Consider the following 22004-nt stretch of genomic DNA (forward strand, 5'->3'; position numbering starts at 1 on the left):
ATTGCATGCGGATCTGCATGTGATAAGAGGTGCTTTTTTTTGTGAATTTCATGGAAGAGGTGATTGTAAATGGATAGAAGACCGCTGCTATGGTTTGCGGTATGTTTTGTGGCAGGCTGCACAAGCGGCGCGAAGTTGAGCGGCGCAGGAGCTGCGCTGGCGGCGGGCGGTGTGGCGGTAGCCGCCCTGGCGCTGGTTTTGTCGGGGCGGCTGACGCGAAAGCTGGCTGCCGTATGTGTAGTCGGCTTCGTCCTTGCAGCTGGGGAACGAATGTGGGCGGATGCCCGCAATGTGACGGGACTGCTGGACGTGCTGCGCGCCGCAGAGGCGCATGGGTCGGACGCTGCGATAGCGGTTGAAGCGTCCGGGACGATTGCGTCGGTCGTCGAGATCGACGGCGACCGGGCAAGCTTTGAGCTGGCGGTCGAAGCCGCCAGCGTAGCGGGCTTTGGCTCGCCGCGCCAGCTCGGCGGCGAGCGGATGCTTGTGCAGCTGCGGCTCGAGGAGCAACCGCAGCAGGAGGTCGCCGCTGCCTGGCGGCGCGGCGACGTCGTTGACGTTAAGGGCCAGCTGGCGCAGCCCGCTGGTCCGGCTAATCGCGGCGGCTTCGACTACCGCCGCTACTTGAGCAGCCAGAAAATCCACTGGCTGCTTCAAGCTACGGGCACGGGCGCGATCGACATCGCGCCTGGCCCGCCATGGACCGCGGCCGCGCTGCTCGGCCGCGTCGACACCGTGCGCGCCTGGCTCGCCGCACGGCTTTCGAGCATGTACCCGGGCATGCAGGCCGGCTACATGCAAGGTCTTGTCCTCGGGATCACGGATGACCTTGATCCCTCCCTCATGCAGCAATTCGCTCGTCTTGGCTTAACGCATATACTCGCCATATCGGGCCTGCACGTCGCGGTATTCCTCTACGGGCTTGGCCTGATTTTACGGCTTTGCCGCATGACGCGGGAGCGCCTGCTGCTGACGCTCGTTTTTGCCGTGCCCTTCTATGTGCTGCTCAGCGGCGCTTCGCCTTCGGTTGTACGGGCCGGAGTGATGAGCATGCTTGGCCTGCTGGCAGCGCGCATGCACAAGCTAAAGGATGGCCTGCATATATTGGCGGCCGCAGCCGTCATTATGCTGGCGTTAAATCCTTTTTATCTGGAAAATGTCAGCTTCCAGCTTTCGTTTATCGTAACGCTAGGTCTTATTCTTGGCGTCCCTCCAGTAAGGCGCGCCATGCCTCACTGGAAACGGGGCAAAGCGCTGCTCGATTTGATCGCCGTCAGCGTCGTGGCACAGGCCGTCTCGTTTCCGGTTTCCATTTATTATTTCAACCAATTCCATTTGCTGTCGCTCCCGGCGAATTTGCTGCTCGTGCCATTTATCAGCTTTATAATTATGCCGCTAGGCGGAGCCGCGCTTTTTATTCACATGGCTTGGCCAACAGGCGGCAAACTGCTCGCATGGGTGAGCGTCTACGCCAATGACTGGACATTTTGGCTCGTGGACTGGCTCGCAACAGCAGATTTATTTCGCACGATTTGGGCGACTCCACCGCTATGGTGGATCGCGGCTTGGTATGGCGCTCTAGCGCTGCTATTTCGCTTACTTCCAGTGCGCGAGTTATCAGACGCCCGTGGGCAGGGGCCAGAATCAGAGCATAGCAACCTTGCAGCTGGCCACGAAAACGGCGAGCTCGAGACGCAGCCGCTCTACGAGCTTTCAGCTATACATCGAAAGGGCAGCATTACTGCTCCCAGCAAGTTTTCTGGTGGCTTTGCCGATTTTTCGTATGCATCAGCTGCAAAGGCGCTTCTTTTCCATGGAAGCTTTTTTTCCGCCGTGCTTATCGTGCTAGCACTGTTATTTTTCGCCTATCATCCGGATTTATTTGATCATGACGGCCGCGTTCATGTGCTTGATATCGGACAAGGGGACGCTATTTATGTCAGAACGCCGGAAGGTAAGCATCTGTTGATCGACGGAGGGGGAACGGTTTCTTTCCGCAAGGCCGGCGAGGAGTGGAGAGCGCGCAAGGACCCTTTTGAGGTAGGCAAAAAGGTTATCGCCCCGCTGCTAATGAAGCGCGGAGTGCATCAGCTTGATTTGCTCGTCGTCAGCCATTTGGACAGCGATCATATTAGGGGGCTTAAAGCGGTTATGGATTCGATCCCAGTCAAAGGGCTGTTATGGAACGGCAGTGTGAAGCATTCACCAGATGCGGAGGAATTGCTGGCCTATGCGGTGCAGCATGAGATTCCGATGTACCGGGCTGAGGCGGGGCAGGAGTGGGAAATGGGCAAGAACACAAGTCTGAACGTTTTATGGCCCCCTGCTGTTAACCAAACGGAAGGAAGCAGCGTTTCCAACATGGAAATCAAGGAGCTCGAGGAGCAGAATGAAGCGAGTGTTGTCCTTTATTTGACGATGAAGAATTATACTTTTCTGCTGACAGGAGACATCGGATTTGATACGGAGGAGCGTTTGCTGGCCCTTATGGATGAAAATCAAGCTTTTTATGCAGCTTGCTGCGCCAATGTTGATGTGCTTAAAGTAGCGCATCATGGAAGCCGTTATTCGACTGCTGCCAATTGGCTGAAACGCTGGCAGCCGCTGAGTGCGGCGATTTCCGCAGGTGCGACAAACAGCTACGGCCATCCTCATGGCGATGTGCTGGGACGCTTGAAGGCAGCCGGAACCGAAGTGCGCCGAACAGATCAGGATGGTGAAATTGAATATCGGGCGGCATCGGGAAGGCTTCAGGCCAGAACGATGAATAAGGGAAATTGATTTTCAATCATAATAAACGCAATCACAAAAAGGAGAATTTTGAATAAAAGTGCATGTAGATAGGCGGGTATGCAGCCGTAATTGAGCTGCATTCGAATCCAGATCCAGATCAAATATAATGTCACAAGTATTCCCATTATTACTGGAAATGTCACCGCTTATGAATGTGGACCTACGTACCGAAAGGCAGCTGGGTGGTCAGCGTTCCAGTGGCTTATTCCCTGTACAAAGCAAGACTAGGCGGACACAGAAGCAGCTATTTCAACAAAATCAAGGGTATGGCACAAGTGGCGGACTCAAAAGCCGCTAATGTGCTGTAAATGGCCATTTTGCTGCGATAAAGTGGGCAATAACGGATTTCCTGTCCGCTTAAGGTCAGAAATCGGTTCAAAACCCAAAATAGCGGAACCTCAGTCCGCCAAAAAGGAGCGTGCGCCCCGAACCGCGGATTCTCAAAAGCTGTGTTTTCAGCCACAATGATCTAAGCTACAGTGATCTAAGCACAGTGATCTAAGCTATAGTAATCTAAGCTACAGTGTTCTCAACCACCATGATCTCAGCAACAATCGCAGCAAGAGGTTCCCCAGCCTTGAATCGACAGGCGAGATTTGACTTGAAAAACGCTAACCAAGGAGCAGCGAGCCTGCTCCTACATGCACAACCAAAAATAGCAGCATGTCTTTGCAGCTTTCTGCGTATCTTTAGCGCATGAATCAAGCTATACTATACATTTCCTTCATATATATATTTAGTTAAAGAAAAGCAAAGTAGATTGGATCGCGATGTAGGCTTCTTTGAAATGATCCTGTAAAATGAGCATAAGTAGCGGCAGGAGATTAATGGCAAGGAAGTGTGAAGCTGATGATAAAAATAAACAGAGCCGGTAAATATGCCATCGATATCCGATTTGATATAGATGGTGCAAGTGAGCTTTACGAAGCTTTCCTCCTAACGCTTGCAGGGCAGGAAACGGTAATTGCTTTAAGTGAAGCCGCGCAAATTAACAGTAAAAAAGTGAAAGAGCTTGGTCTTGCACAGGTTGACGACGAAGAAAGTCTCCATTACGCCCAATCGGCTTTAATGCTGAAGCTCGATAGTGACAGCATCGAAAACATTTTGGACAAGCTCAAGGCATGCGTGGGCGGAGAGGATTTTTTCCCGGCTGAATGCTGCGAAGTGCGCTTTGGCAAAATGAATATTAACTTTTATGCGTTTCTGGAGAGGGCAGTTGATTAAAAGAGCAAGGCTGTCTAGTTCCATGCAGTCATGAAGTTGCTATATACGCTGCTTGCTTTTTTTGATATTCTTGAGTGTGGAGTACGCTTCTTTCAATCGGAATATGGGCCGTGTGGCTAAAATAAAAAATGAATTTGTACGAAGGTTTGCAACATTTTACGTAACCTGCTCGTCAGAGAGGTTGCAAGAGAGGGGGATCCTTCGTGGTGGAGCCTGGCCTTATTAGAGCCGCTCAGTCGGGAGATCGCGATGCATTGATTACTCTATTGCGAGAGATTGAAACACATGTTTATCGGACAGCCTACTATATAGTCAACAACGAGCAGGATGCAATGGATGCGGCACAGGAGGCACTCATTCGCATTTATACCAAAATCGGCTCTTACGAAGAAAAAGCCCAATTTAAAACATGGATTCAACGCATTGTAACGAATATCTGCATTGACAAGTTTAGAAGAAACAAACCAACAGTATCCATTGATGAGCATGATATGGTGTTTCACGAGAAGCAAAATGTAGAGGATGAGGTTTTGTCCGCTTACGCAGCTCAAGACATCCGTAACGCTATTGATAAGCTACCCGATCATCACCGTGCTGTTGTCGTGCTTCGATACTTGCAGGATTTTTCCTACAATGAAATAGCTGAGTCTCTGGATTTGCCCCTAAACACAGTTAAATCCTATTTATTCAGAGCCAGACAGCAGCTTCAAACGTTACTACATGATTATCAGAAAGGTGGTGTCCGGGGATGAACTGTCAAGAGGTGATGGAATATATGCAAAGGGAGCTTGACGGCGACCTTGATGAATACGAGAAAGCAACCATGACAAAACATTTCAAGCAATGTCCGGACTGCGCAGCAATGTTTGAGCGGCTGAAAAATTTGTCTGCGGAATTGGAAAATCTGCCTCATGTAAAGCCAAGCTACAGCCTTGTGGATGCTATTATGCCTCAATTGGAGCAGCTTTCATTCGAAGCGGCTGGCTCATTTGTGGCGCAGCAAGAGCAAGAGCCAGCAATGCCTAAGCGAAGGAAAACGCCGGATCGCGCCGCTTCATCAAAGCTTCGGCAGCTTACAGGCGTCGTTGCGGCGTGCCTCGTAGCTGGCACATTTATCATTTCCTATAACGCAGGCTGGTTTAATGGGTCGCAATCAAACAATGACATGAGCCGGACGGAAGCAAGCGCTACTGCTGCTGACAGCCCGATCGCCAATTACGACACGTCGGAGCTCAGGCAATTTGTGGCTACTGATCCACAAACTTCGGGTGAAGTGAAATCAGAATCGCTTGATACGGGCATGAGTCTTAAGACGAATGTAACTGATCGAAGTGGCGATGGATCAAATCAAGATGGCGGAAGCGCTAACGGGAATAACAACAGCGAATCTGGAACTTCTGATTTTGGTTCGGCTTCGAGCCTTACTGCTCCGGATTCCAAAGATGCAAAGTCTGACGCGGGTACAGACACTAACATTTCTCAAGCTCCTGCAGAGGAGGATGGAAAACCATTGGAAAGCCTTTCAGGCGTATCAGAGAAAGCTCCTCTTGCAACCGTTCCATTGGTTTCTGCTGACGGCGTTTATTCGGCTGAGATTGTTGGCTATGCCATTAAGATTTATGAGGTAAGCGACCATAAGCTGCTGCTGGAAACAGCGCGCAAAAACGGCCAGATCGCCAATTTGAGCTGGTCGGAGGACAATAAGATATTGAATTATGAAATTCATCTGGAGTCAGGCGGCATTGAAAAATATGCAGTTGATCTGAATACGCTCAAAGATAACAAAGCAGCGCATTAATTTTAGTTGAATGACTACAGGTGTATGCACACTTTCCGCTCTAACTGCGTATGGTAAAGAGTGGAGAGAAGATGCGACGTGTTAGCCTTGATCGTCGTATGACCATCAGCAGAAGGAGAAGCCATGGATCTTTCTGCTGATGTTTATATAGATGTTCAGGGACAAAGGGATGAAGCCGAAACGGGCTCATCCCTTTGTTGCCGTTCACAGGAGAAGGTAGGGAGGAATAGCCTTTGGATGGGAAAGAAGCTTTGAAGGAAATCAAGGGCAAGCGATTTCGCCCTGTGTACGTCGTATTTGGCAAGGACCGTTACCGGATTCAGCAGTTTGCCGATACGCTTGCGGACGCGATGTTTACTGCTGACGAGCGGGAACTGGGCATCGTCAAATTTGATACAGCGGAAAGTGTGCTGGATGAGGCTGTGCTTGAAGCGGAGACGCTGCCCTTCTTCGTTGAGCGCAAGCTGGTCATCGTCAGAGATGCCGTCGTATTTGCGGCTGGCGGGAAAGAAGGTGGCAAGCTGGACCATCGCACTGACCGCTTGCAGCAATATATAGAGAATCCTTCTGAGACAACAGTCATTTTGTTTCTGATAAATGCGGAGAAGCTGGATGAACGGCGCAAGCTTGTCAAGCAGCTGAAGGATCGCAATGCGCTCATAGCTTTTCAAGAGCTGGATGCATCCGAATTGAAGGGCTGGGCGATCCGCCGGGCTGCGGAACAGAAACGCACACTGGATACGGAGGCGGCTGAGCTGCTTCTGTCACGGGTTGGAGCTCATATGCAGCAGCTGGCACTGGAAGTGGACAAGCTCTGTCTGCACGCTGGTGTTGGCGGTCAGATTGGACGCAAGGAAGTGGAGCTGCTTACGGTGTCGACTGTGGAAGAGGATGTATTCGCATTGGTTGATGCGATTGCGGAATTGCAGGTGGACAGGTCGCTTCGATTGTATCGACAATTGCTGATCAGACGTGAGGAGCCGATAAAAATCGCGGCATTGATTGCACGGCAGCTGCGTATTATGCTGCAAATTAAAGAGCTGGAGCAGCATCGTTATTCGCCGCAGCAAATGGCCGGGCAGCTCGGGCTCCATCCCTATGCGGTTAAGCTGGCTGCCGAGAAGTGCCGGAAGTTTTCAACGTCACGGCTGGGGGCGCTGCTGTCCTCTATTGCTGATCTGGATTACAAGATGAAGACAGGGCAAATGGATAAAAACTTTGGCCTTGAGCTTTATTTATTATCGCTTGGCGCCCCGAAGTGGATGGCGTAAAGGCCATCCGCCACATCATATACATACAAAAAAGCTGTCGACCGGATAACCGGAAGACAGCTTTTTTGTATGTTCAAGGACGGTTTAAGCTTGCGCCGAAAGAGCGTTAAGCTTTTTAGCAAGACGAGATTTTTTGCGGGCAGCCGCATTTTTATGAATCAGGCCTTTAGTAACCGCCTTGTCCAATTTTTTCGTCGCAGCGATTAGAGCTGTTTTAGCAACAGCTACATCAGTGCCGGCGATAGCTTGGTCAGCAGATTTAACAGCCGTACGAAGCGCGGATTTTTGGGAAGCGTTCAAAGCGCGGCGTTTTTCGCTCGTTTTGACGCGTTTAATTGCGGATTTAATGTTTGGCATCGAGTTTCACCTCCTACGAAATATGCACAGGCAATCTTTAGCATACGCTATAATTCTGGATAACACAACTTAAAATATATTATCACGCGTATACCCAAAAAGCAATAGCACGCATGAAAACCAAATGCTTGCGAACACTAATGGCAGAAAGCATTTATTTTTTCAAGGAAGAAGGGTATGCGGTGGGACAACTTGATTTGCAAGCTTACAACGTTCGAACAGATTTGGCGCTGGAAGCAAAAGAAATGGCCGAGCAGTCGGGCGGCGTCATTCCAGGCATCCACTCCGAGCGTCAAGACGAGGATGGCATCGTCATTACAAGCCTTCATGTCCAAAATGAGCAAGGAGCTGCGGCGATTGGCAAAATGCAGGGCCATTACGTCACGCTGGAGGTTCCGGGACTGCGTACGCAAGATACGGAGCTTCAGAATCGGGTGGCGACGATGTTCGCCAAGCATTTTGAGACCTTTCTTGAACGCATCGGTGTTGGCAAGACGGCACGTGTACTCATAGTCGGGCTTGGCAACTGGAATGTGACTCCAGATGCGCTGGGGCCGATAGTTGTAGAGAACGTAATGGTGACCCGCCATTTTTTTGAGCTGATGCCGGATCAGGTTGCCCCTGGCTATCGCGCGGTCAGCGCTATTGCCCCTGGCGTGCTAGGCATTACTGGTATTGAGTCCAGCGACATTATTCAAGGCATTGCCGAGCGGACGAAGCCCGATGTCATTATCGCCATCGATGCTCTTGCTTCCAAGGCGGTAGAACGGGTGAATACGACGATTCAAATTGCCGATACCGGCATTCATCCCGGCTCTGGCATCGGTAATAAGCGCAAAGGGTTGACTAAGGAGATTTTAGGGATTCCAGTAATTGCCATAGGGGTGCCGACCGTCGTGTATGCATCTACCATTGTGAATAATACGCTGGAGCTGATGCGCCAGCACATTGAAACGAACAAGGGCGACAGCAATCAGGTATTTGGCATCATGAACCAGCTGGAGGAGCAGGAGCGGCTGCAGCTCGTCAAAGAGGTGCTTCACCCGCTCGGCCATGATTTGCTCGTCACGCCGAAGGAGATTGACCAATTCATCGAGGACATCGCCAATATTATTGCAAGCGGGCTCAACGCTTCGCTGCATGATGCGGTTGATACGGATAATGTAGCCGCCTATACCCATTAACAGCAAACCGCCATACGATGCCTTTCAACACACGGGCATTGTATGGCGGTTTTTTAAAATATAAACAATTATAAGTTTCCCCCTTCTAATCGGCTTATCTTTACCCTCGAAACGGTAGCTTTGCTGCCAGAGGACGGCGACAGCCGTTTACGTCTGTGCAGCTTCTTCATAGACTGTCTAAAAGCATGCCCCTCTTACTTTAAATCTAGCAGCCCATTATATTAAAAATGAGGGTGCGGTCGGTTCTACTAACGCCAACTCGTTCATAGATTAATAGCAGCAGGACAGCTCTAGCACAGAACCGGGAGGTAAGCGAAACGATGAAACGTAAAATCATGCTGCTCGATTTGGCGTATGGAAGCCGGAAAATTCGGCAATTGTTGGTCACAGGAAGAACATTCGCTGTTCTTTCTTTATGTTCGATGATTTTTTTCGTCATTATAGGCATTGCGGCAGTTGCCCATCATCAAGCGTCGGCTGCGCCGGTGTCTTCGATGAAAGGTTTTGCAGCGGCTGTATCGAGCGGTTTGTTCGGGGATATGCTGGAAATGGAGTTGCCCGCCTTTGAGGGCAGCAATCAGGCGGACGAGCTGTCTGTGCCGCAGGTGAGCGCTTTTCTAGTCAGACTGATGACGGACATTAATCCTACACAGCCAAAAAGCCTGCTGGCAGCGGGCATTCCCGGCATGAGTGCCGGAGATTCCTTTCTCATTCGCAAAGGCAGTGGAACAGATACCGCCGTTGGGCCTGAGGATAATGAGCCGATTCCTTCGCATGCCGAAGAAGGGGCGACTGGTGAACAGCCGAATGTGGAGCCGCAGCCATCGCTTCCGCCAAGCACTGTGGAGCCGGGGGACAAGCCTGGACAAAGCGGCAGCGGCAATACGAAGCCTTCGACAGGGGAAGCTAAGATCGCATTTATCTATCATTCACATAATCGGGAATCATGGTATCCAGAACTGAAGGATGGCGCCAAGGACCCGAATTCCAGCACAACGAATATTACGCTGGTCGGCAAGCGGCTTGCGGAGCAACTGGAGCAGCGCGGGGTTGGCGCCATGCATTCAGAAACCGATTATCCGACCGCCATGAAAAATTACAAATGGGAGCTGTCCTATAAATATTCCATGAAGACGGTTAAAGAGGCGCTGGCGAGCAGCAAAGATTTGAAGTTTTTATTCGATCTGCATCGCGATTCGCAGAAGCGCAAATATACGACGACCGAGATTAAGGGCAAAAGCTACGCGCAGGTTTATTTTATCATCGGCCATAAAAATCCGAACTGGAAGGAAAACGAAGCGTTTGCAACTAAAATTCATGAAGCGCTGGAGAAGCAGTATCCCGGCATTTCAAGAGGGATATGGGGCAAAACAGCCGCCACAGGCAACGGGGAATACAATCAATCGCTCGCCGCAGGCAGCGTACTGATCGAGGTTGGCGGTGTAGACAATACGCTGGTAGAGTCGTATCGCACCGCGGATGTGCTGGCTAAAGTGATTGCCGATATTTACTGGCAGGATGAGAAGGTTACAGCTCCACAAAGCTGAATAGCGAATCGAGAGCGGAAAGGACGGGGTGCAGGATGAGAAAGCGGCGTGATGCGTTTAAATGGGCGATCATTGGCGGGGTGCTTGTTTTTGTTATATTGTATGGCATTGAAATGTCCTCCTCGGGCATTGAACGGATTTATGGGCCGATTGAGGAGGCGGGGGCTTCCTCTGTCATTCCGGTAGATGCGATCATTAGGCAAGGCGCAGAAGAAGGCGGCAGCGGAAGCATTGGACAAGAATCGCAGTCGATCGCCGGCATGTCGGATGTCGCTTCGCGCAAAATATCCGAGCTTGAGAAGGAGCTGGCCGAGGTGCGGAAGCTTGCTGAGCAAAACGCGCTGTATGGCGATAGGCTGCCGGGCATGCCTTATGAAAATCAAGAGCCTTCGGTCAATAAGCTGGCTGATGGCACAGCAGGCTTGCTGCAATCTTTTTCGACCGGAAGCATGGAGTTTATTGTGGATTTGTTTGAAAAGGTGACGAATTAACGAAGGCGCTCTTTCGGAATTTCGGCAACCGCATTGCTGGCGCACTCCATTGCTGATATAATGGAAAGAATGATTAGCAATAATGGATGGTGTGGGGGTTAGGCATGGCTGACGTACGTGACCGACAAAAGAAAATTAGAAACTTCTCGATTATCGCGCATATTGACCACGGGAAGTCTACGCTTGCGGATCGCATTTTGGAATACACTGGAGCGCTCACTTCGCGAGAAATGCAAGCTCAGGTGCTGGACCAAATGGATTTGGAGCGGGAGCGCGGCATTACAATTAAGCTGCAGGCTGTTCGTCTGACCTATAAGGCGGATGACGGTGTGGAATATTTGCTCAATTTGATTGATACGCCTGGACACGTCGATTTTACATATGAAGTTTCCCGCAGCCTTGCTGCTTGCGAAGGCGCGCTGCTCGTTGTAGACGCTGCGCAAGGGATTGAGGCACAGACGCTTGCCAATGTTTATTTGGCACTCGACAACAACCTCGAAATTCTTCCAGTCATCAATAAAATCGACTTGCCAAGCGCAGAACCAGATCGCGTCAAGCAGGAAATTGAAGATGTTATTGGGCTGGATGCGAGCGAGGCGGTTCATGCATCTGCGAAGGCAGGCATTGGCATTAAGGAGATTTTGGAGCAGGTCGTTGCCAAGGTTCCAGCTCCTACAGGTGATCCTGATCAGCCTCTTAAGGCGCTGATTTTCGACTCTCACTATGATGCGTACAAAGGCGTTATCGTTTACGTCCGGGTTATTGACGGCAGCATCAAAGCGGGCAAGAAAATCCGCTTTATGGCGACTGGTGCTGAGTTTGAGGTTATTGAGGTTGGCGCGTTCATGCCGCGTATGGGCATCGTGGACGAGCTGGCAGTCGGTGATGTAGGCTTCGTCGTTGCTGGTATCAAAAATGTAAAAGACACGCGTGTCGGCGATACCGTAACCGAAGCGAAGCGTCCGGCACCGGAAGCACTTCCGGGCTACCGCCGAATTAATCCAATGGTATTCTGCGGATTATATCCGATTGAAACACAGGATTACAACGATTTGCGCGAAGCGCTAGAGAAGCTGGAGCTGAATGATGCTTCGCTGCGCTACGAGCCGGAAACGTCGACAGCGCTAGGCTTTGGCTTCCGCTGTGGCTTCTTGGGCCTCCTGCACATGGAGATTATTCAGGAGCGTATTGAGCGCGAGTTCAATATTCCGCTTATTACGACGGCGCCAAGCGTTATTTACCAAGTAACGCTGACGGATGGAACGGTCATGAGCATCGACAATCCGTCCAACCTGCCAGAGCAGGGCAAGCTTGATTTTATCGAGGAGCCTTATGTCAAAGCTGGCATTATCGTACCGAATGATTATGTTGGCGCGATTATGGAGCTATGCCAGAACAAGCGCGGCGAGTTCGTTAACATGGAATATTTGGATACGAACCGCGTCACCATTACGTATGAAATCCCGCTTTCGGAAATAGTATATGATTTCTTCGACCAGTTGAAATCAAGCACGAAAGGATATGCTTCGTTCGACTATGAAGTGTCAGGCTACCGCAAGTCCAACCTTGTGAAGATGGATATTATGCTGAATGGCGAGCAGGTCGATGCCTTGTCCGTCATCGTTCACCGCGATAGAGCGTTTTTCCGCGGCCGGATTATTTGCCAGAAGATGAAGGAGCTTATCCCTCGTCAAATGTTTGAGGTTCCAATTCAGGCCTCGCTGGGTACCAAGGTTATTGCCCGTGAAACCGTTAAGGCGATGCGTAAAAACGTACTTGCCAAATGTTACGGAGGCGACATTAGCCGGAAGCGCAAGCTGCTTGAGAAGCAAAAAGAGGGCAAGAAGCGCATGAAGCAGGTCGGCAGCGTTGAGGTGCCGCAGGAAGCGTTCATGGCTGTGCTCAAGATCGACGAAAGCTAGAGGGAGAAGGAGAGCCGGGGGCTCTCCTTTTTATCATGAGAGAGGCAAGAAGTCGTCCGCACTTTGACGGACTGGCACTTGAAGAGAGCTTGCCACAGGAAAGCAGGTGTACAGCATGACGATTCATCACGCGCCGCGAGCGCTGTATATTCATATCCCTTTTTGTACGAATAAGTGCCATTACTGCGATTTTACGTCCTATGTGCTGAAAGGCCAGCCTGTAGACGATTATTTGGATGCGCTGGAGCGCGAAATGGAGCGGACAATCAGCGTGCTGCCGCCTGAGCAAATCGATACGGTATTCGTAGGCGGAGGTACGCCGACGGTGCTTACACCGCCGCAGATGGAGCGATTTCTCGCTGCTGTCCGCAAGCATTTTCCACTTTCACCAGATGTCGAGTTTTCTATGGAAGCCAATCCAGGTACGACGGATGCTGACAAGCTGGCGGCGATGTATGCCGGTGGGGTGAACCGGATCAGCTTTGGCGTGCAATCGTTTAATAACACGCTGCTGGAGCGTATTGGACGTATTCACAATGTCGAGGACGTATATCGCAGCTTGGACAATGCTAGAGCAGCAGGCTTTACGAATTTGTCGATCGATCTGATGTTTGGCCTGCCTGGACAGACGGTTGAGCTGCTGGCTGACAGTGTGCAGAAGGCACTTGCGCTGGAGCTGCCGCATTACTCGCTGTACAGCCTTAAAGTGGAGGAGAATACGTTATTCCACAAGCTGTATGAGCGCAATGAACTGCCTTTGCCGACAGAGGATGAGGATTTGAATATGTATTTGCTGCTGATTGAGCAGCTTAAGGCTGGCGGCTACCAGCACTATGAAATAAGCAATTTTGCCCGTCCGGGCTTTGAGAGCAAGCATAATTCAACGTACTGGCGCAACGAGCCTTATTACGGACTTGGAGCCGGTGCCCATGGGTACGCAAATCGCGAGCGCCATGTTAATATCAAGGGGGTACAGCCTTATATTGACGCTACGCTTGCCCGCCTGCCGCGCCTTGATACGGAGACGATATCCGAGCTTGAGGCGATGGAGGACTTTATGATGGTCGGCCTGCGTCTGCTGGATGGCATTCGCACTGCTGATTTTACCCGCCAATTTGACGGCAAGACGCTCGAAAGCTATTTTGGCCCGATTATTGCTAAGCATTTGAATGACGGGTTGATGGAGCGTCTGGAGGATGAACGCGGGTCGGGTTATCGGCTGACGGATAAAGGCGTATTGCTCGGCAATGAAGTATTTGGATCGTTTATTGGTTTGGAAGTTTAGCCAGATAGGCGATTATGAAAATTCATATTAATATTTTTTAAAATTGCCTATTGAGAAAACATGCGCGATGTTGTATATTTATTCAATGATAGGTATATGGTGATGAAACAAGCACCGGATGGGGGGAGCAGCATGAAACTAATGGACAGCTTGCAGGCAGTATGCAGAAAAGCAACCAAAGATGATGTTGACGTATTGTTTGATTTAATTCAAGGCTATGCAGAGAAAGGGATCATGCTGCCCCGTACCCGGTATATGCTTGAGTATTCGATAAATTCCTTTATAGTAGCGGAAGTAGGCGACCAGGTTGTCGGCTGTGGCTCGCTGACGAAGCTAGGCGATAATTTGGTAGAGATCCGGTCACTTGGCATGTCGGATGGCTACAAGGGTCTCGGCATTGGCAGTAAGCTCGTTGACGGCTTGCTTGCTGCGGCGAAGGAACAGGGCATTACGAAGGTCATGGCGCTGACTTACGAGGTTGCTTTTTTTCTGCGGAATGGGTTTACGGTCGTGGATAAAGAAATTTTTCCGGAAAAGGTATGGACCGATTGCGTCAACTGTCCGAAGCAGAACGCTTGCGATGAAATCGCCGTGCTGAAAGTGCTGGAGTAGAGGTTTTTCCGAGCCGCTGCAAGTCATTATAGTGAATATTGTAAAAATAGGCTAACTAAAAATGCCAAACTCACTTGACAATGCTCAAGCGGGTTTGGTATTTTTGTATTAACGATTAGCACTCAATCAAGACGAGTGCTAATGACAGAGCCGATGACTTGGAGGGAATGCGCATGTTGACGGATAGGCAGCGAATGATTTTAACAGCTATCGTAGATGATTATATCCGCTCGGCTGAGCCGGTCGGTTCACGCAGTATTTCTAAGCGCGGCGATGTTGGCTTCAGCCCAGCTACCATTCGTAATGAAATGGCGGATTTGGAGGAGCTTGGATTTCTGGAGCAGCCGCATACGTCGGCAGGCCGGATTCCTTCTACTAAAGGCTATCGCTATTACGTTGATCATCTGATGAGGATGGAAGAGTTGAACGATGCGGATATGACGAAGGTTCGTTCTTTTTTCACCGAGCAGATGAGCCAGATGGAGCAGGTTATTCAGCATGCAGCATCGATTTTGTCCAGCCTGACGAACTACACGTCGATTTTGCTGGGCCCGGAGCTGTTTAATACATCGCTGAAGCATTTCAGCCTTGTGCCGCTGGATGAACGTTCTGCGGTTGCCATCATTGTTACTAATACGGGGCGCGTCGAGAATCGCACCATTACGCTGCCGTCTGAGGTGAAGATGGAGGAACTGGAGAAGGTCGTCCATATTTTGAATACGAAGCTTGTCGGCATTCCGTTAGTCCGCTTGAAATCAAAGCTTTATCTGGAGGTCGGCCAGGAGCTGGAACGTTACGTCGATCATTGCGAGGAAGTGCTGGGCGTGCTGGATCAGGCGCTGCAGCCTGATAATGATCATCGCCTGTTTCTAAGTGGAACGACGAACATGCTGACGCAGCCGGAATTCAAAGATGTTGACAAGGTAAAAACGATTTTGGATTTGCTGGAAGAAACGCCAGCCGTGATGAAAATGTTTTCCTCCTTGCCTTCAGGCATACAAGTGCGCATTGGGACGGAAAATGATAATCTGGCGATTGCCAGCTGCAGCTTGATTACCGCTTCTTATTCGGTTGACGGGCAGCCGCTTGGCACAATCGGCATTCTGGGTCCCACGCGGATGGAATATGGCAAGGTGATGAGTCTGGTTGATATGATATCTAAAGATATGGCTGCATTTTTGGCCCGTTGGTATAAATGATAAGGGAATGCCAATCGGCATTTGAAGGAGGTGAATAGGGTGAGTAAAGAGCAACAAAATGATGTGGTTGAGGAGCTAGTGGCAGACGAGACTGTTGAATCGCAAGAAACGGCTGAAGCTGGGCAAAATGAAGCTGAGGTAGTTGATGCGCGTTATGCAGAGCTTGAGAAGCAGCTTGAAGAGAGCCAGCAGCGCTACCTTCGTACACAAGCGGACTTTGACAATTTCCGTCGTCGTTCCATTAAGGAAAGAGAAGAGCTGGCGCGTTATGCGTCGATGAAGCTCGTTACTGAGCTGCTGCCGGTTGTCGATAACTTCGATCGGGCTACAGCTGCAGCTTCCGTTAATGGTGATGTAGAGGCGCTTGCGAAAGGCGTGGACATGATTTTCCGCCAATTGATGCAAACGCTGGAACAGGAAGGTCTCGCAGCGATGAATGTCGTTGGAGAAGCTTTTAACCCTGACTTCCATCAGGCGATTATGACGGTGGAATCCGATGAATATGAAGAAGGAATTATTGTGGAGGAAGTTCAAAAAGGCTACATGCTGAAGGAGAAGGTTCTCCGTCCGGCAATGGTTAAAGTGAGCGGCTAACCGATAATTTCCTTTGATAATAGAATGTATGGAATGAAGAACCATTATAAGGAGGAAATTCACGATGAGTAAAGTAATCGGTATCGACCTTGGTACAACAAACTCTTGCGTTGCAGTAATGGAGGGCGGCGAAGCTGTCGTTATCCCTAACCCGGAAGGCAGCCGTACAACCCCTTCGGTCGTTGGTTTCAAAAAAGACGGCGAGCGTATCGTCGGCGAAAGCGCGAAGCGCCAAGCGATCACTAACCCTGACCGCACCATTATTTCGATCAAGCGCCATATTGGTACAAACCATAAGGAAAGCATTGATGGCAAAGATTATTCGCCACAAGAAATTTCCGCAATCATTTTGCAAAAGCTGAAGTCTGATGCAGAAGCTTACTTAGGTCAAACAGTAACGCAAGCCGTTATTACGGTTCCTGCTTACTTCAATGACAGCCAGCGTCAAGCAACGAAAGATGCTGGTAAAATCGCAGGTCTGGAAGTTCTTCGTATCGTCAACGAGCCGACAGCAGCAGCTCTTGCTTACGGCCTTGAGAAAACAGAAGATCAAACGATTCTCGTTTATGACCTTGGCGGCGGTACATTTGACGTATCGATTCTTGAGCTTGGCGATGGCTTCTTCGAAGTTAAAGCAACAAGCGGCGATAACAAGCTGGGCGGCGATGATTTTGACCAAGTCATTATCGATCACCTCGTAGCTGAATTCAAAAAAGAGCAAGGCGCAGACCTTTCTAAAGATAAAGCGGCAGTACAACGTCTGAAAGATGCTGCTGAAAAAGCGAAAAAAGAACTGTCCGGCGTTATGTCGACAACGATTTCGCTGCCGTTTATTACAATGGTAGATGGCGTTCCTCAGCATATGGAAACGAACCTGACTCGTGCAAAATTTGAAGAGCTGGCAGCTGACCTCGTAGAGCGTACGCTGAAACCAACTCGTCAAGCGCTGAGCGACTCCGGCCTGTCCGCAAACCAAATCGACAAAGTCGTTCTTGTAGGCGGTTCGACACGTATTCCTGCCGTTCAAGAAGCGGTTAAAAAACTGATTGGCAAAGATCCGCACAAAGGCGTTAACCCGGATGAGGTTGTTGCATTGGGCGCGGCTGTTCAAGCAGGCGTACTGACTGGCGACGTTAAAGACGTTGTATTGCTTGACGTTACTCCGCTTTCTCTTGGTATCGAAACAGCAGGCGGCGTCTTCACGAAGATGATCGACCGCAACACAACGATTCCAACAAGCAAATCGCAAGTGTATTCGACGTATGCTGACAATCAGCCTGGCGTTGAAATTCACGTCTTGCAAGGCGAGCGCGAAATGGCAGCGGGCAACAAAACGCTGGGCCGCTTCACCCTGAGCGATATTCCTCTTGCACCGCGCGGCGTACCGCAAATCGAAGTTACTTTTGACATCGATGCGAACGGTATCGTTAACGTATCGGCACTGGATAAAGGCACAGGCAAAAGCCAAAAAATCACAATCACTTCTTCCAGCGGCCTAAGCGACGCGGAAATTGAACAAATGATGAAGGATGCCGAGCTGAATGCGGAAGAAGACCGCAAACGCCGTGAGCTGGTAGAAGCGAAAAACAACGCTGACCAACTCGTATACTCGGTAGACAAAACGATTAAAGATCTTGGCGACAAAGTAGCTCCAGAAGAAATCGAAAAAGCAAATGCTGCGAAAGAAAAAGTAACAGCTTCGCTTGCAACTGATAACCTGGAGGAAATTAAAGCAGCTTCTGATGAGCTGACTGAAATTGTACAGCAGCTATCCGTGAAGCTGTATGAGCAAGCGGCTGGGCAGCCAGGCGCAGAAGGCGAACAACCGGAAGCAAAAGGCAAAGACAATGTGGTTGACGCTGACTACGAAGTAGTTGACGACAAAAACTAAGCTTGCAGCGCGGATGAGGTCAAAGACAGGGCTTCCCCTGTCTTTGACCTTGTTCCATGATTAAAGTATATAAAAAAAGCTTCGACGAATAGTTGAGACGAAGCTATAACTTTTTATAAAAGGATAAGTTGAACAAAAGAAAAATATGTAGCATGGGAGTAACGGAGAGAAAGGGTGGAACTGTAGGAGCGGCAGCGTCCGCCTTTGTTTTCGGATTTTTCCTCAAGAGGAATAATTCAAGAAATCTGAAAACAACAGCGGCCGAAAGTCCACCCTTTCTCGCAGTTACGACCTTGGCGCACATAAAAGTCATTTGTCTCAGCTTATCCAACACATTTATGGGCGGAGGTGATACCGTTTGTCAAAAAGAGATTATTATGAAATTCTGGGTGTAGGCAAGGACGCTTCAGCGGATGACATTAAGAAATCGTACCGTCAGCTCGCGCGAAAGTATCATCCGGACGTCAACAAGGCAGCTGATGCCGAGACGCAGTTTAAGGAAGTCAAGGAAGCTTACGACGTACTGAGTGACGATGGCAAGCGCTCTACCTATGACCGATACGGGCATGTTGACCCGAATCAAGGCATGGGCGGCGGAGCAGGCGGTTTCGACGGTGGCGGCTTCGGCGATATTTTCGATATGTTCTTCGGTGGCGGCGGTGGCCGTCGTGATCCGAATGCGCCACAGCGTGGCAGCGATTTGCAATATACAATGACGATTGATTTCAAGGAAGCGGTATTCGGCAAGGAGACGGAGATTACGATTCCTCGCACCGAAAACTGTGATACTTGCAGCGGTTCTGGTGCTAAGCCAGGAACGAAGCCAGACACTTGCTCCGTATGTAGCGGTACTGGGCAGCAGGAGGTTGTGCAAAATACGCCATTCGGCCGTATGGTCAACCGCCGTGCATGCTCCAACTGTAGCGGAACGGGCCGCGTAATCAAAGAAAAATGCGGAACTTGTCATGGCGCAGGCAAAGTGAAAAAACAGCGTAAAATTACAGTGAAAATCCCAGCTGGCGTTGATGAAGGCGCGCAAATCCGTTTGTCTGGCGAAGGTGAAGCTGGCCAACGCGGCGGTCCTGCGGGCGATTTGTACATCGTTATTCGCGTAAGAGCGCATGAGTTTTTCGAGCGTGAAAACGACGATATTTATTGCGAGGTTCCTCTGTCCTTCGTACAGGCGGCACTCGGTGATGAAATCGAAATCCCGACGCTGACGGAGAAAATCAAGCTGAAAATTCCAGCCGGCACTCAGACGGGCACATACTTCCGCCTGAAAGGCAAAGGTGTTCCTAAGCTGCGCGGATATGGACAGGGCGACCAGCACGTTAAAGTGACAGTCGTTACCCCACAGAAGCTGACGGATGAACAGAAAGAGCTGCTTCGCCAGTTTGGCGGCGTTTCAGGCTCCGTTCCGACAGAAACAGCAGAAAATCACGAATCGATTTTTGAACGGATGAAAAAGGCGTTCCGCGGCGAATAAGCGCGGATCGTCTTTTTTTCTGAAAGCTTGCGAAAAAACGAATAATAATGGCACCGGCTTTCCATTCTATCGAAGTAGGAAGCTGGGCGGTTGAATACCGCCTAACTATACGTAGAAGGAGGCTGGGCGCATTATGGCTGATCAACACATACGCGCTGTATTTGAACATTCTGAGGCGGCACAGGGAGCGCTGCGCAAGCTGCAGGCGCTTCGGGTTGATGGACAAGCAGACAGTACGGCACTTACCGCGATGCTTGAAGAGCATGTCAAAGACAGGGCACTGCGTCTGATTGAGGATGCGGGCGGAAGTATGGAGCAATTGATGTAACCGGGCAAAGTAGAGCCGGGACTGGCGTTCGCAAGCGGAGAGGGCAGGAGCAAGGGGCCTGCCTTCTCTTTTTGCTATGCGCAAAAGAAAATTTAACGGCTGTAAAGGCTGTAAAATAGCAGGATTATCACATTTTCAAATACATATTTTGTGCATCAATGCGGATTGGTGTACAATAGATGTTAGTTTTTCACACTGGAGGCGTAGAAGCAAATGAAATGGCATGAACTTACAATCTCGACGACAGAACAAGCGATTGAGATGATTTCTAACTTTTTGCATGAACGGGATGCGGACGGGGTTTCCATTGAAGAATCCGGCACGCTGAACAAACAACGGGACACGTCCCTCGGCCAGTGGTATGAAACGCCGCTGAATGATATTCCGGAAGGACAAGCCGTTATAAAGGGGTATTTTTCGGAAGGAACAGATATCGCCGCTTTGAAAGCAGAGCTGGTAGCACCGATCGAACAGCTGCGCGAATTTGGCATTGATCCAGGCGATTATGAAATTACTTCGCAAATGGTAGACGAAGAGGATTGGGCGACGGCATGGAAGCAATATTTCAAGCCGCTTAAAGTATCGGATACACTCACGATCAAACCGACGTGGGAAGAGTACGAAGCTGCGCCGAATGAGAAAATTATTGAGCTTGACCCGGGCATGGCTTTTGGGACAGGCACACATCCGACAACTTCCCTCTGCTTGCAGACGCTGGAATCCGTCATTAAAGGCGGCGAGGAAATCATTGACGTTGGTACAGGCTCGGGCATTTTGGCGATTGGAGCTTGCAGGCTGGGGGCCAGCCGTGTGCTTGCTCTTGATCTCGATCCAATTGCTGTAACGAGCGCGACGGAAAATGTACGCCTGAATGGGCTGGAGCAGCAAGTCGAAGTTAAGCTCAGCGATCTGCTTGGCGTATTAGGAGGCAAAGGGGCACGCGGATCTGTCGGCTCTAATGAATCTACGACGGTATCGGTGCCAGTCGATCTGGTCGTTGCTAATATTTTAGCAGAAATTATTTTGCTGTTTATTGATGAGGTGTATCAAGCCTTGAAGCCGGGCGGGCTGTATATTTCCTCCGGTATTTATAAAAACAAGGAAGAGCTTGTGAAGCAGGGGCTTGTGAAAGCCGGCTTTATCGTGGAAGAAACACGCCGCAATGAAGACTGGGTTGTATTCGTAGCACGCAAGCCGCAGGTAGCACAATGAGTATGGAAGGTTGGTTTGCTTATCCGACCGCTGAATTGCCCTTTGCTGTGCTTGTGCTTATTATTGCTTTCACCGTTCACGAGTTTGCGCATGCTTACACGGCGTACAAGTTCGGTGACAATACGGCCTATGATGCGGGCAGGGTAACGCTGAACCCGCGCGTCCATTTGGATGTGCTTGGCATGATTTTGATTTTGCTTGCAGGCTTCGGCTGGGCCAAGCCTGTACCGGTTAACCAAAATCGTTTTAAGCATCCGCGCTTAATGGGCGTGATTGTGACGGCGGCAGGTCCGCTTAGCAACTTTGTACTCGGACTGCTTGGCATTATTCTTTATTATCTCAGCATCAAGACGGGGCTGTACCATATGGGCTCCATTGGCGTACAGGATGCTTTGCAAGTATTTTTCTCGTATTTCATTTCACTTAACTTTTTGCTGTTTATTTTTAATCTGATTCCATTGCCGCCACTTGACGGCTACCGGATCATTCAAAATCTCGTACCGCTAAAAGTCGGCTATAAAATGGAGCAGAACATGCAATGGGGCATTATTATTTTCCTGCTGCTATTGTTCATTCCACCGCTTCGCGCTGTGACCATTAGTCCGATTCTGAATTATTCGCAGGAATTGGCAGCTTATTTTATGGGCTTGCTCGGCGGGCTGTTTATTTAAATTAGGAAAGGATATGATTTTCCATCCTTTCTCTATATTTCTACGCGAAACGGTAGCTTTGCCGCCAGAGGACGGAGGGCAGCCGTTTGCGCTTGAAATATAAGAATTTATAAGTTTCAATCATATAAATAGGTTTATA

The 22004-nt window shown here is 49.9% G+C and carries 19 protein-coding genes; 18 read left to right on the plus strand and 1 reads right to left on the minus strand.

Annotated features, from left to right (window positions below; translation table 11 throughout):
• Positions 1–69: 69 nt before the first annotated feature.
• From AC6B99_RS19835 to holA, 5 genes are all read left to right on the plus strand, one after another.
• Entirely contained in the window at positions 70–2781 is a 2712-nt protein-coding gene (locus tag AC6B99_RS19835; protein ID WP_496664051.1) for a ComEC/Rec2 family competence protein, read from the plus strand.
• An 861-nt stretch (positions 2782–3642) separates the two neighbouring features.
• Positions 3643–4017, plus strand: coding sequence for a hypothetical protein (locus AC6B99_RS19840; protein WP_496664052.1), 375 nt, complete (start codon positions 3643–3645; stop codon positions 4015–4017).
• Positions 4018–4220: 203 nt separating this feature from the next.
• Positions 4221–4769 (plus strand): RNA polymerase sigma factor, encoded by a 549-nt coding sequence (locus tag AC6B99_RS19845; protein WP_056029404.1) that lies wholly within the window; start codon positions 4221–4223, stop codon positions 4767–4769.
• Entirely contained in the window at positions 4766–5815 is a 1050-nt protein-coding gene (locus tag AC6B99_RS19850; protein WP_496664053.1) for an anti-sigma factor family protein, read from the plus strand. The genes AC6B99_RS19845 and AC6B99_RS19850 overlap by 4 nt, the downstream gene beginning before the upstream one ends.
• Positions 5816–6048: 233 nt before the next feature.
• Positions 6049–7086 (plus strand): DNA polymerase III subunit delta, encoded by a 1038-nt coding sequence (holA, locus tag AC6B99_RS19855; RefSeq protein ID WP_496664054.1) that lies wholly within the window; start codon positions 6049–6051, stop codon positions 7084–7086.
• Positions 7087–7170: 84 nt separating this feature from the next.
• On the opposite strand, the gene rpsT is transcribed toward holA, so the two are convergent.
• Positions 7171–7443, minus strand: a complete 273-nt coding sequence (gene rpsT, locus AC6B99_RS19860) for a 30S ribosomal protein S20 (protein WP_056029395.1) — start codon at positions 7441–7443, stop codon at positions 7171–7173.
• A 140-nt stretch (positions 7444–7583) separates the two neighbouring features.
• On the opposite strand from rpsT, the gene gpr reads away from it, so the two are divergent.
• The 13 genes from gpr to AC6B99_RS19925 all read left to right on the plus strand — a co-directional run bounded on the left by gpr (position 7584) and on the right by AC6B99_RS19925 (position 21865).
• Positions 7584–8627, plus strand: a complete 1044-nt coding sequence (gene gpr / locus AC6B99_RS19865; RefSeq protein ID WP_056032748.1) for a GPR endopeptidase — start codon at positions 7584–7586, stop codon at positions 8625–8627.
• 320 nt (positions 8628–8947) lie between these two features.
• On the plus strand, positions 8948–10174 hold the full coding sequence (gene spoIIP / locus AC6B99_RS19870) for a stage II sporulation protein P (protein WP_494878109.1): 1227 nt from the start codon (positions 8948–8950) through the stop codon (positions 10172–10174).
• A gap of 35 nt (positions 10175–10209) precedes the next feature.
• Complete coding sequence (locus tag AC6B99_RS19875) at positions 10210–10665, plus strand: hypothetical protein (RefSeq protein WP_494858356.1); 456 nt, start codon at positions 10210–10212, stop codon at positions 10663–10665.
• Between the two features lie 104 nt (positions 10666–10769).
• Positions 10770–12587, plus strand: a complete 1818-nt coding sequence (gene lepA, locus AC6B99_RS19880) for a translation elongation factor 4 (RefSeq protein ID WP_056029385.1) — start codon at positions 10770–10772, stop codon at positions 12585–12587.
• 115 nt (positions 12588–12702) lie between these two features.
• On the plus strand, positions 12703–13872 hold the full coding sequence (gene hemW, locus AC6B99_RS19885; protein WP_494858358.1) for a radical SAM family heme chaperone HemW: 1170 nt from the start codon (positions 12703–12705) through the stop codon (positions 13870–13872).
• 132 nt (positions 13873–14004) lie between these two features.
• Complete coding sequence (locus tag AC6B99_RS19890; RefSeq protein WP_081418578.1) at positions 14005–14484, plus strand: N-acetyltransferase; 480 nt, start codon at positions 14005–14007, stop codon at positions 14482–14484.
• A 173-nt stretch (positions 14485–14657) separates the two neighbouring features.
• Complete coding sequence (gene hrcA / locus AC6B99_RS19895) at positions 14658–15683, plus strand: heat-inducible transcriptional repressor HrcA (RefSeq protein ID WP_056029380.1); 1026 nt, start codon at positions 14658–14660, stop codon at positions 15681–15683.
• A 21-nt stretch (positions 15684–15704) separates the two neighbouring features.
• The gene (gene grpE, locus AC6B99_RS19900) at positions 15705–16277 is read left to right on the plus strand and encodes a nucleotide exchange factor GrpE (RefSeq protein WP_056029377.1); all 573 of its coding nucleotides are present in this window, start codon (positions 15705–15707) and stop codon (positions 16275–16277) included.
• A gap of 64 nt (positions 16278–16341) precedes the next feature.
• Entirely contained in the window at positions 16342–18168 is a 1827-nt protein-coding gene (gene dnaK / locus AC6B99_RS19905; RefSeq protein WP_046229932.1) for a molecular chaperone DnaK, read from the plus strand.
• Between the two features lie 358 nt (positions 18169–18526).
• On the plus strand, positions 18527–19654 hold the full coding sequence (gene dnaJ, locus AC6B99_RS19910; protein ID WP_056029374.1) for a molecular chaperone DnaJ: 1128 nt from the start codon (positions 18527–18529) through the stop codon (positions 19652–19654).
• 133 nt (positions 19655–19787) lie between these two features.
• Positions 19788–19982: a hypothetical protein gene (locus AC6B99_RS19915; RefSeq protein ID WP_056029371.1), complete on the plus strand. Its 195-nt coding sequence runs from the start codon at positions 19788–19790 to the stop codon at positions 19980–19982.
• A 213-nt stretch (positions 19983–20195) separates the two neighbouring features.
• The gene (gene prmA, locus AC6B99_RS19920) at positions 20196–21194 is read left to right on the plus strand and encodes a 50S ribosomal protein L11 methyltransferase (protein WP_056029368.1); all 999 of its coding nucleotides are present in this window, start codon (positions 20196–20198) and stop codon (positions 21192–21194) included.
• A complete protein-coding gene (locus AC6B99_RS19925) occupies positions 21191–21865 on the plus strand; it encodes a site-2 protease family protein (protein ID WP_348272572.1) in 675 nt (224 codons plus the stop codon). The genes prmA and AC6B99_RS19925 overlap by 4 nt, the downstream gene beginning before the upstream one ends.
• Positions 21866–22004: the final 139 nt, after the last annotated feature.

The sequence above is a fragment of the Paenibacillus liaoningensis genome (assembly GCF_059609455.1).

Excerpts from the sequence above, each read along its gene's own strand:
- AC6B99_RS19915 (WP_056029371.1), top strand. The coding sequence starts at position 19,788 with ATGGCTGATCAACACATACGCGCTGTATTTGAACATTCTGAGGCGGCA.
- spoIIP (WP_494878109.1), top strand. The coding sequence starts at position 8,948 with ATGAAACGTAAAATCATGCTGCTCGATTTGGCGTATGGAAGCCGGAAA.
- hemW (WP_494858358.1), top strand. The coding sequence starts at position 12,703 with ATGACGATTCATCACGCGCCGCGAGCGCTGTATATTCATATCCCTTTT.
- prmA (WP_056029368.1), top strand. The coding sequence starts at position 20,196 with ATGAAATGGCATGAACTTACAATCTCGACGACAGAACAAGCGATTGAG.
- rpsT (WP_056029395.1), bottom strand. The coding sequence starts at position 7,443 with ATGCCAAACATTAAATCCGCAATTAAACGCGTCAAAACGAGCGAAAAA.
- hrcA (WP_056029380.1), top strand. The coding sequence starts at position 14,658 with ATGTTGACGGATAGGCAGCGAATGATTTTAACAGCTATCGTAGATGAT.
- AC6B99_RS19840 (WP_496664052.1), top strand. The coding sequence starts at position 3,643 with ATGATAAAAATAAACAGAGCCGGTAAATATGCCATCGATATCCGATTT.
- dnaK (WP_046229932.1), top strand. The coding sequence starts at position 16,342 with ATGAGTAAAGTAATCGGTATCGACCTTGGTACAACAAACTCTTGCGTT.
- AC6B99_RS19875 (WP_494858356.1), top strand. The coding sequence starts at position 10,210 with ATGAGAAAGCGGCGTGATGCGTTTAAATGGGCGATCATTGGCGGGGTG.
- AC6B99_RS19925 (WP_348272572.1), top strand. The coding sequence starts at position 21,191 with ATGAGTATGGAAGGTTGGTTTGCTTATCCGACCGCTGAATTGCCCTTT.
- AC6B99_RS19890 (WP_081418578.1), top strand. The coding sequence starts at position 14,005 with ATGAAACTAATGGACAGCTTGCAGGCAGTATGCAGAAAAGCAACCAAA.
- AC6B99_RS19850 (WP_496664053.1), top strand. The coding sequence starts at position 4,766 with ATGAACTGTCAAGAGGTGATGGAATATATGCAAAGGGAGCTTGACGGC.
- lepA (WP_056029385.1), top strand. The coding sequence starts at position 10,770 with ATGGCTGACGTACGTGACCGACAAAAGAAAATTAGAAACTTCTCGATT.
- gpr (WP_056032748.1), top strand. The coding sequence starts at position 7,584 with ATGGCAGAAAGCATTTATTTTTTCAAGGAAGAAGGGTATGCGGTGGGA.
- AC6B99_RS19835 (WP_496664051.1), top strand. The coding sequence starts at position 70 with ATGGATAGAAGACCGCTGCTATGGTTTGCGGTATGTTTTGTGGCAGGC.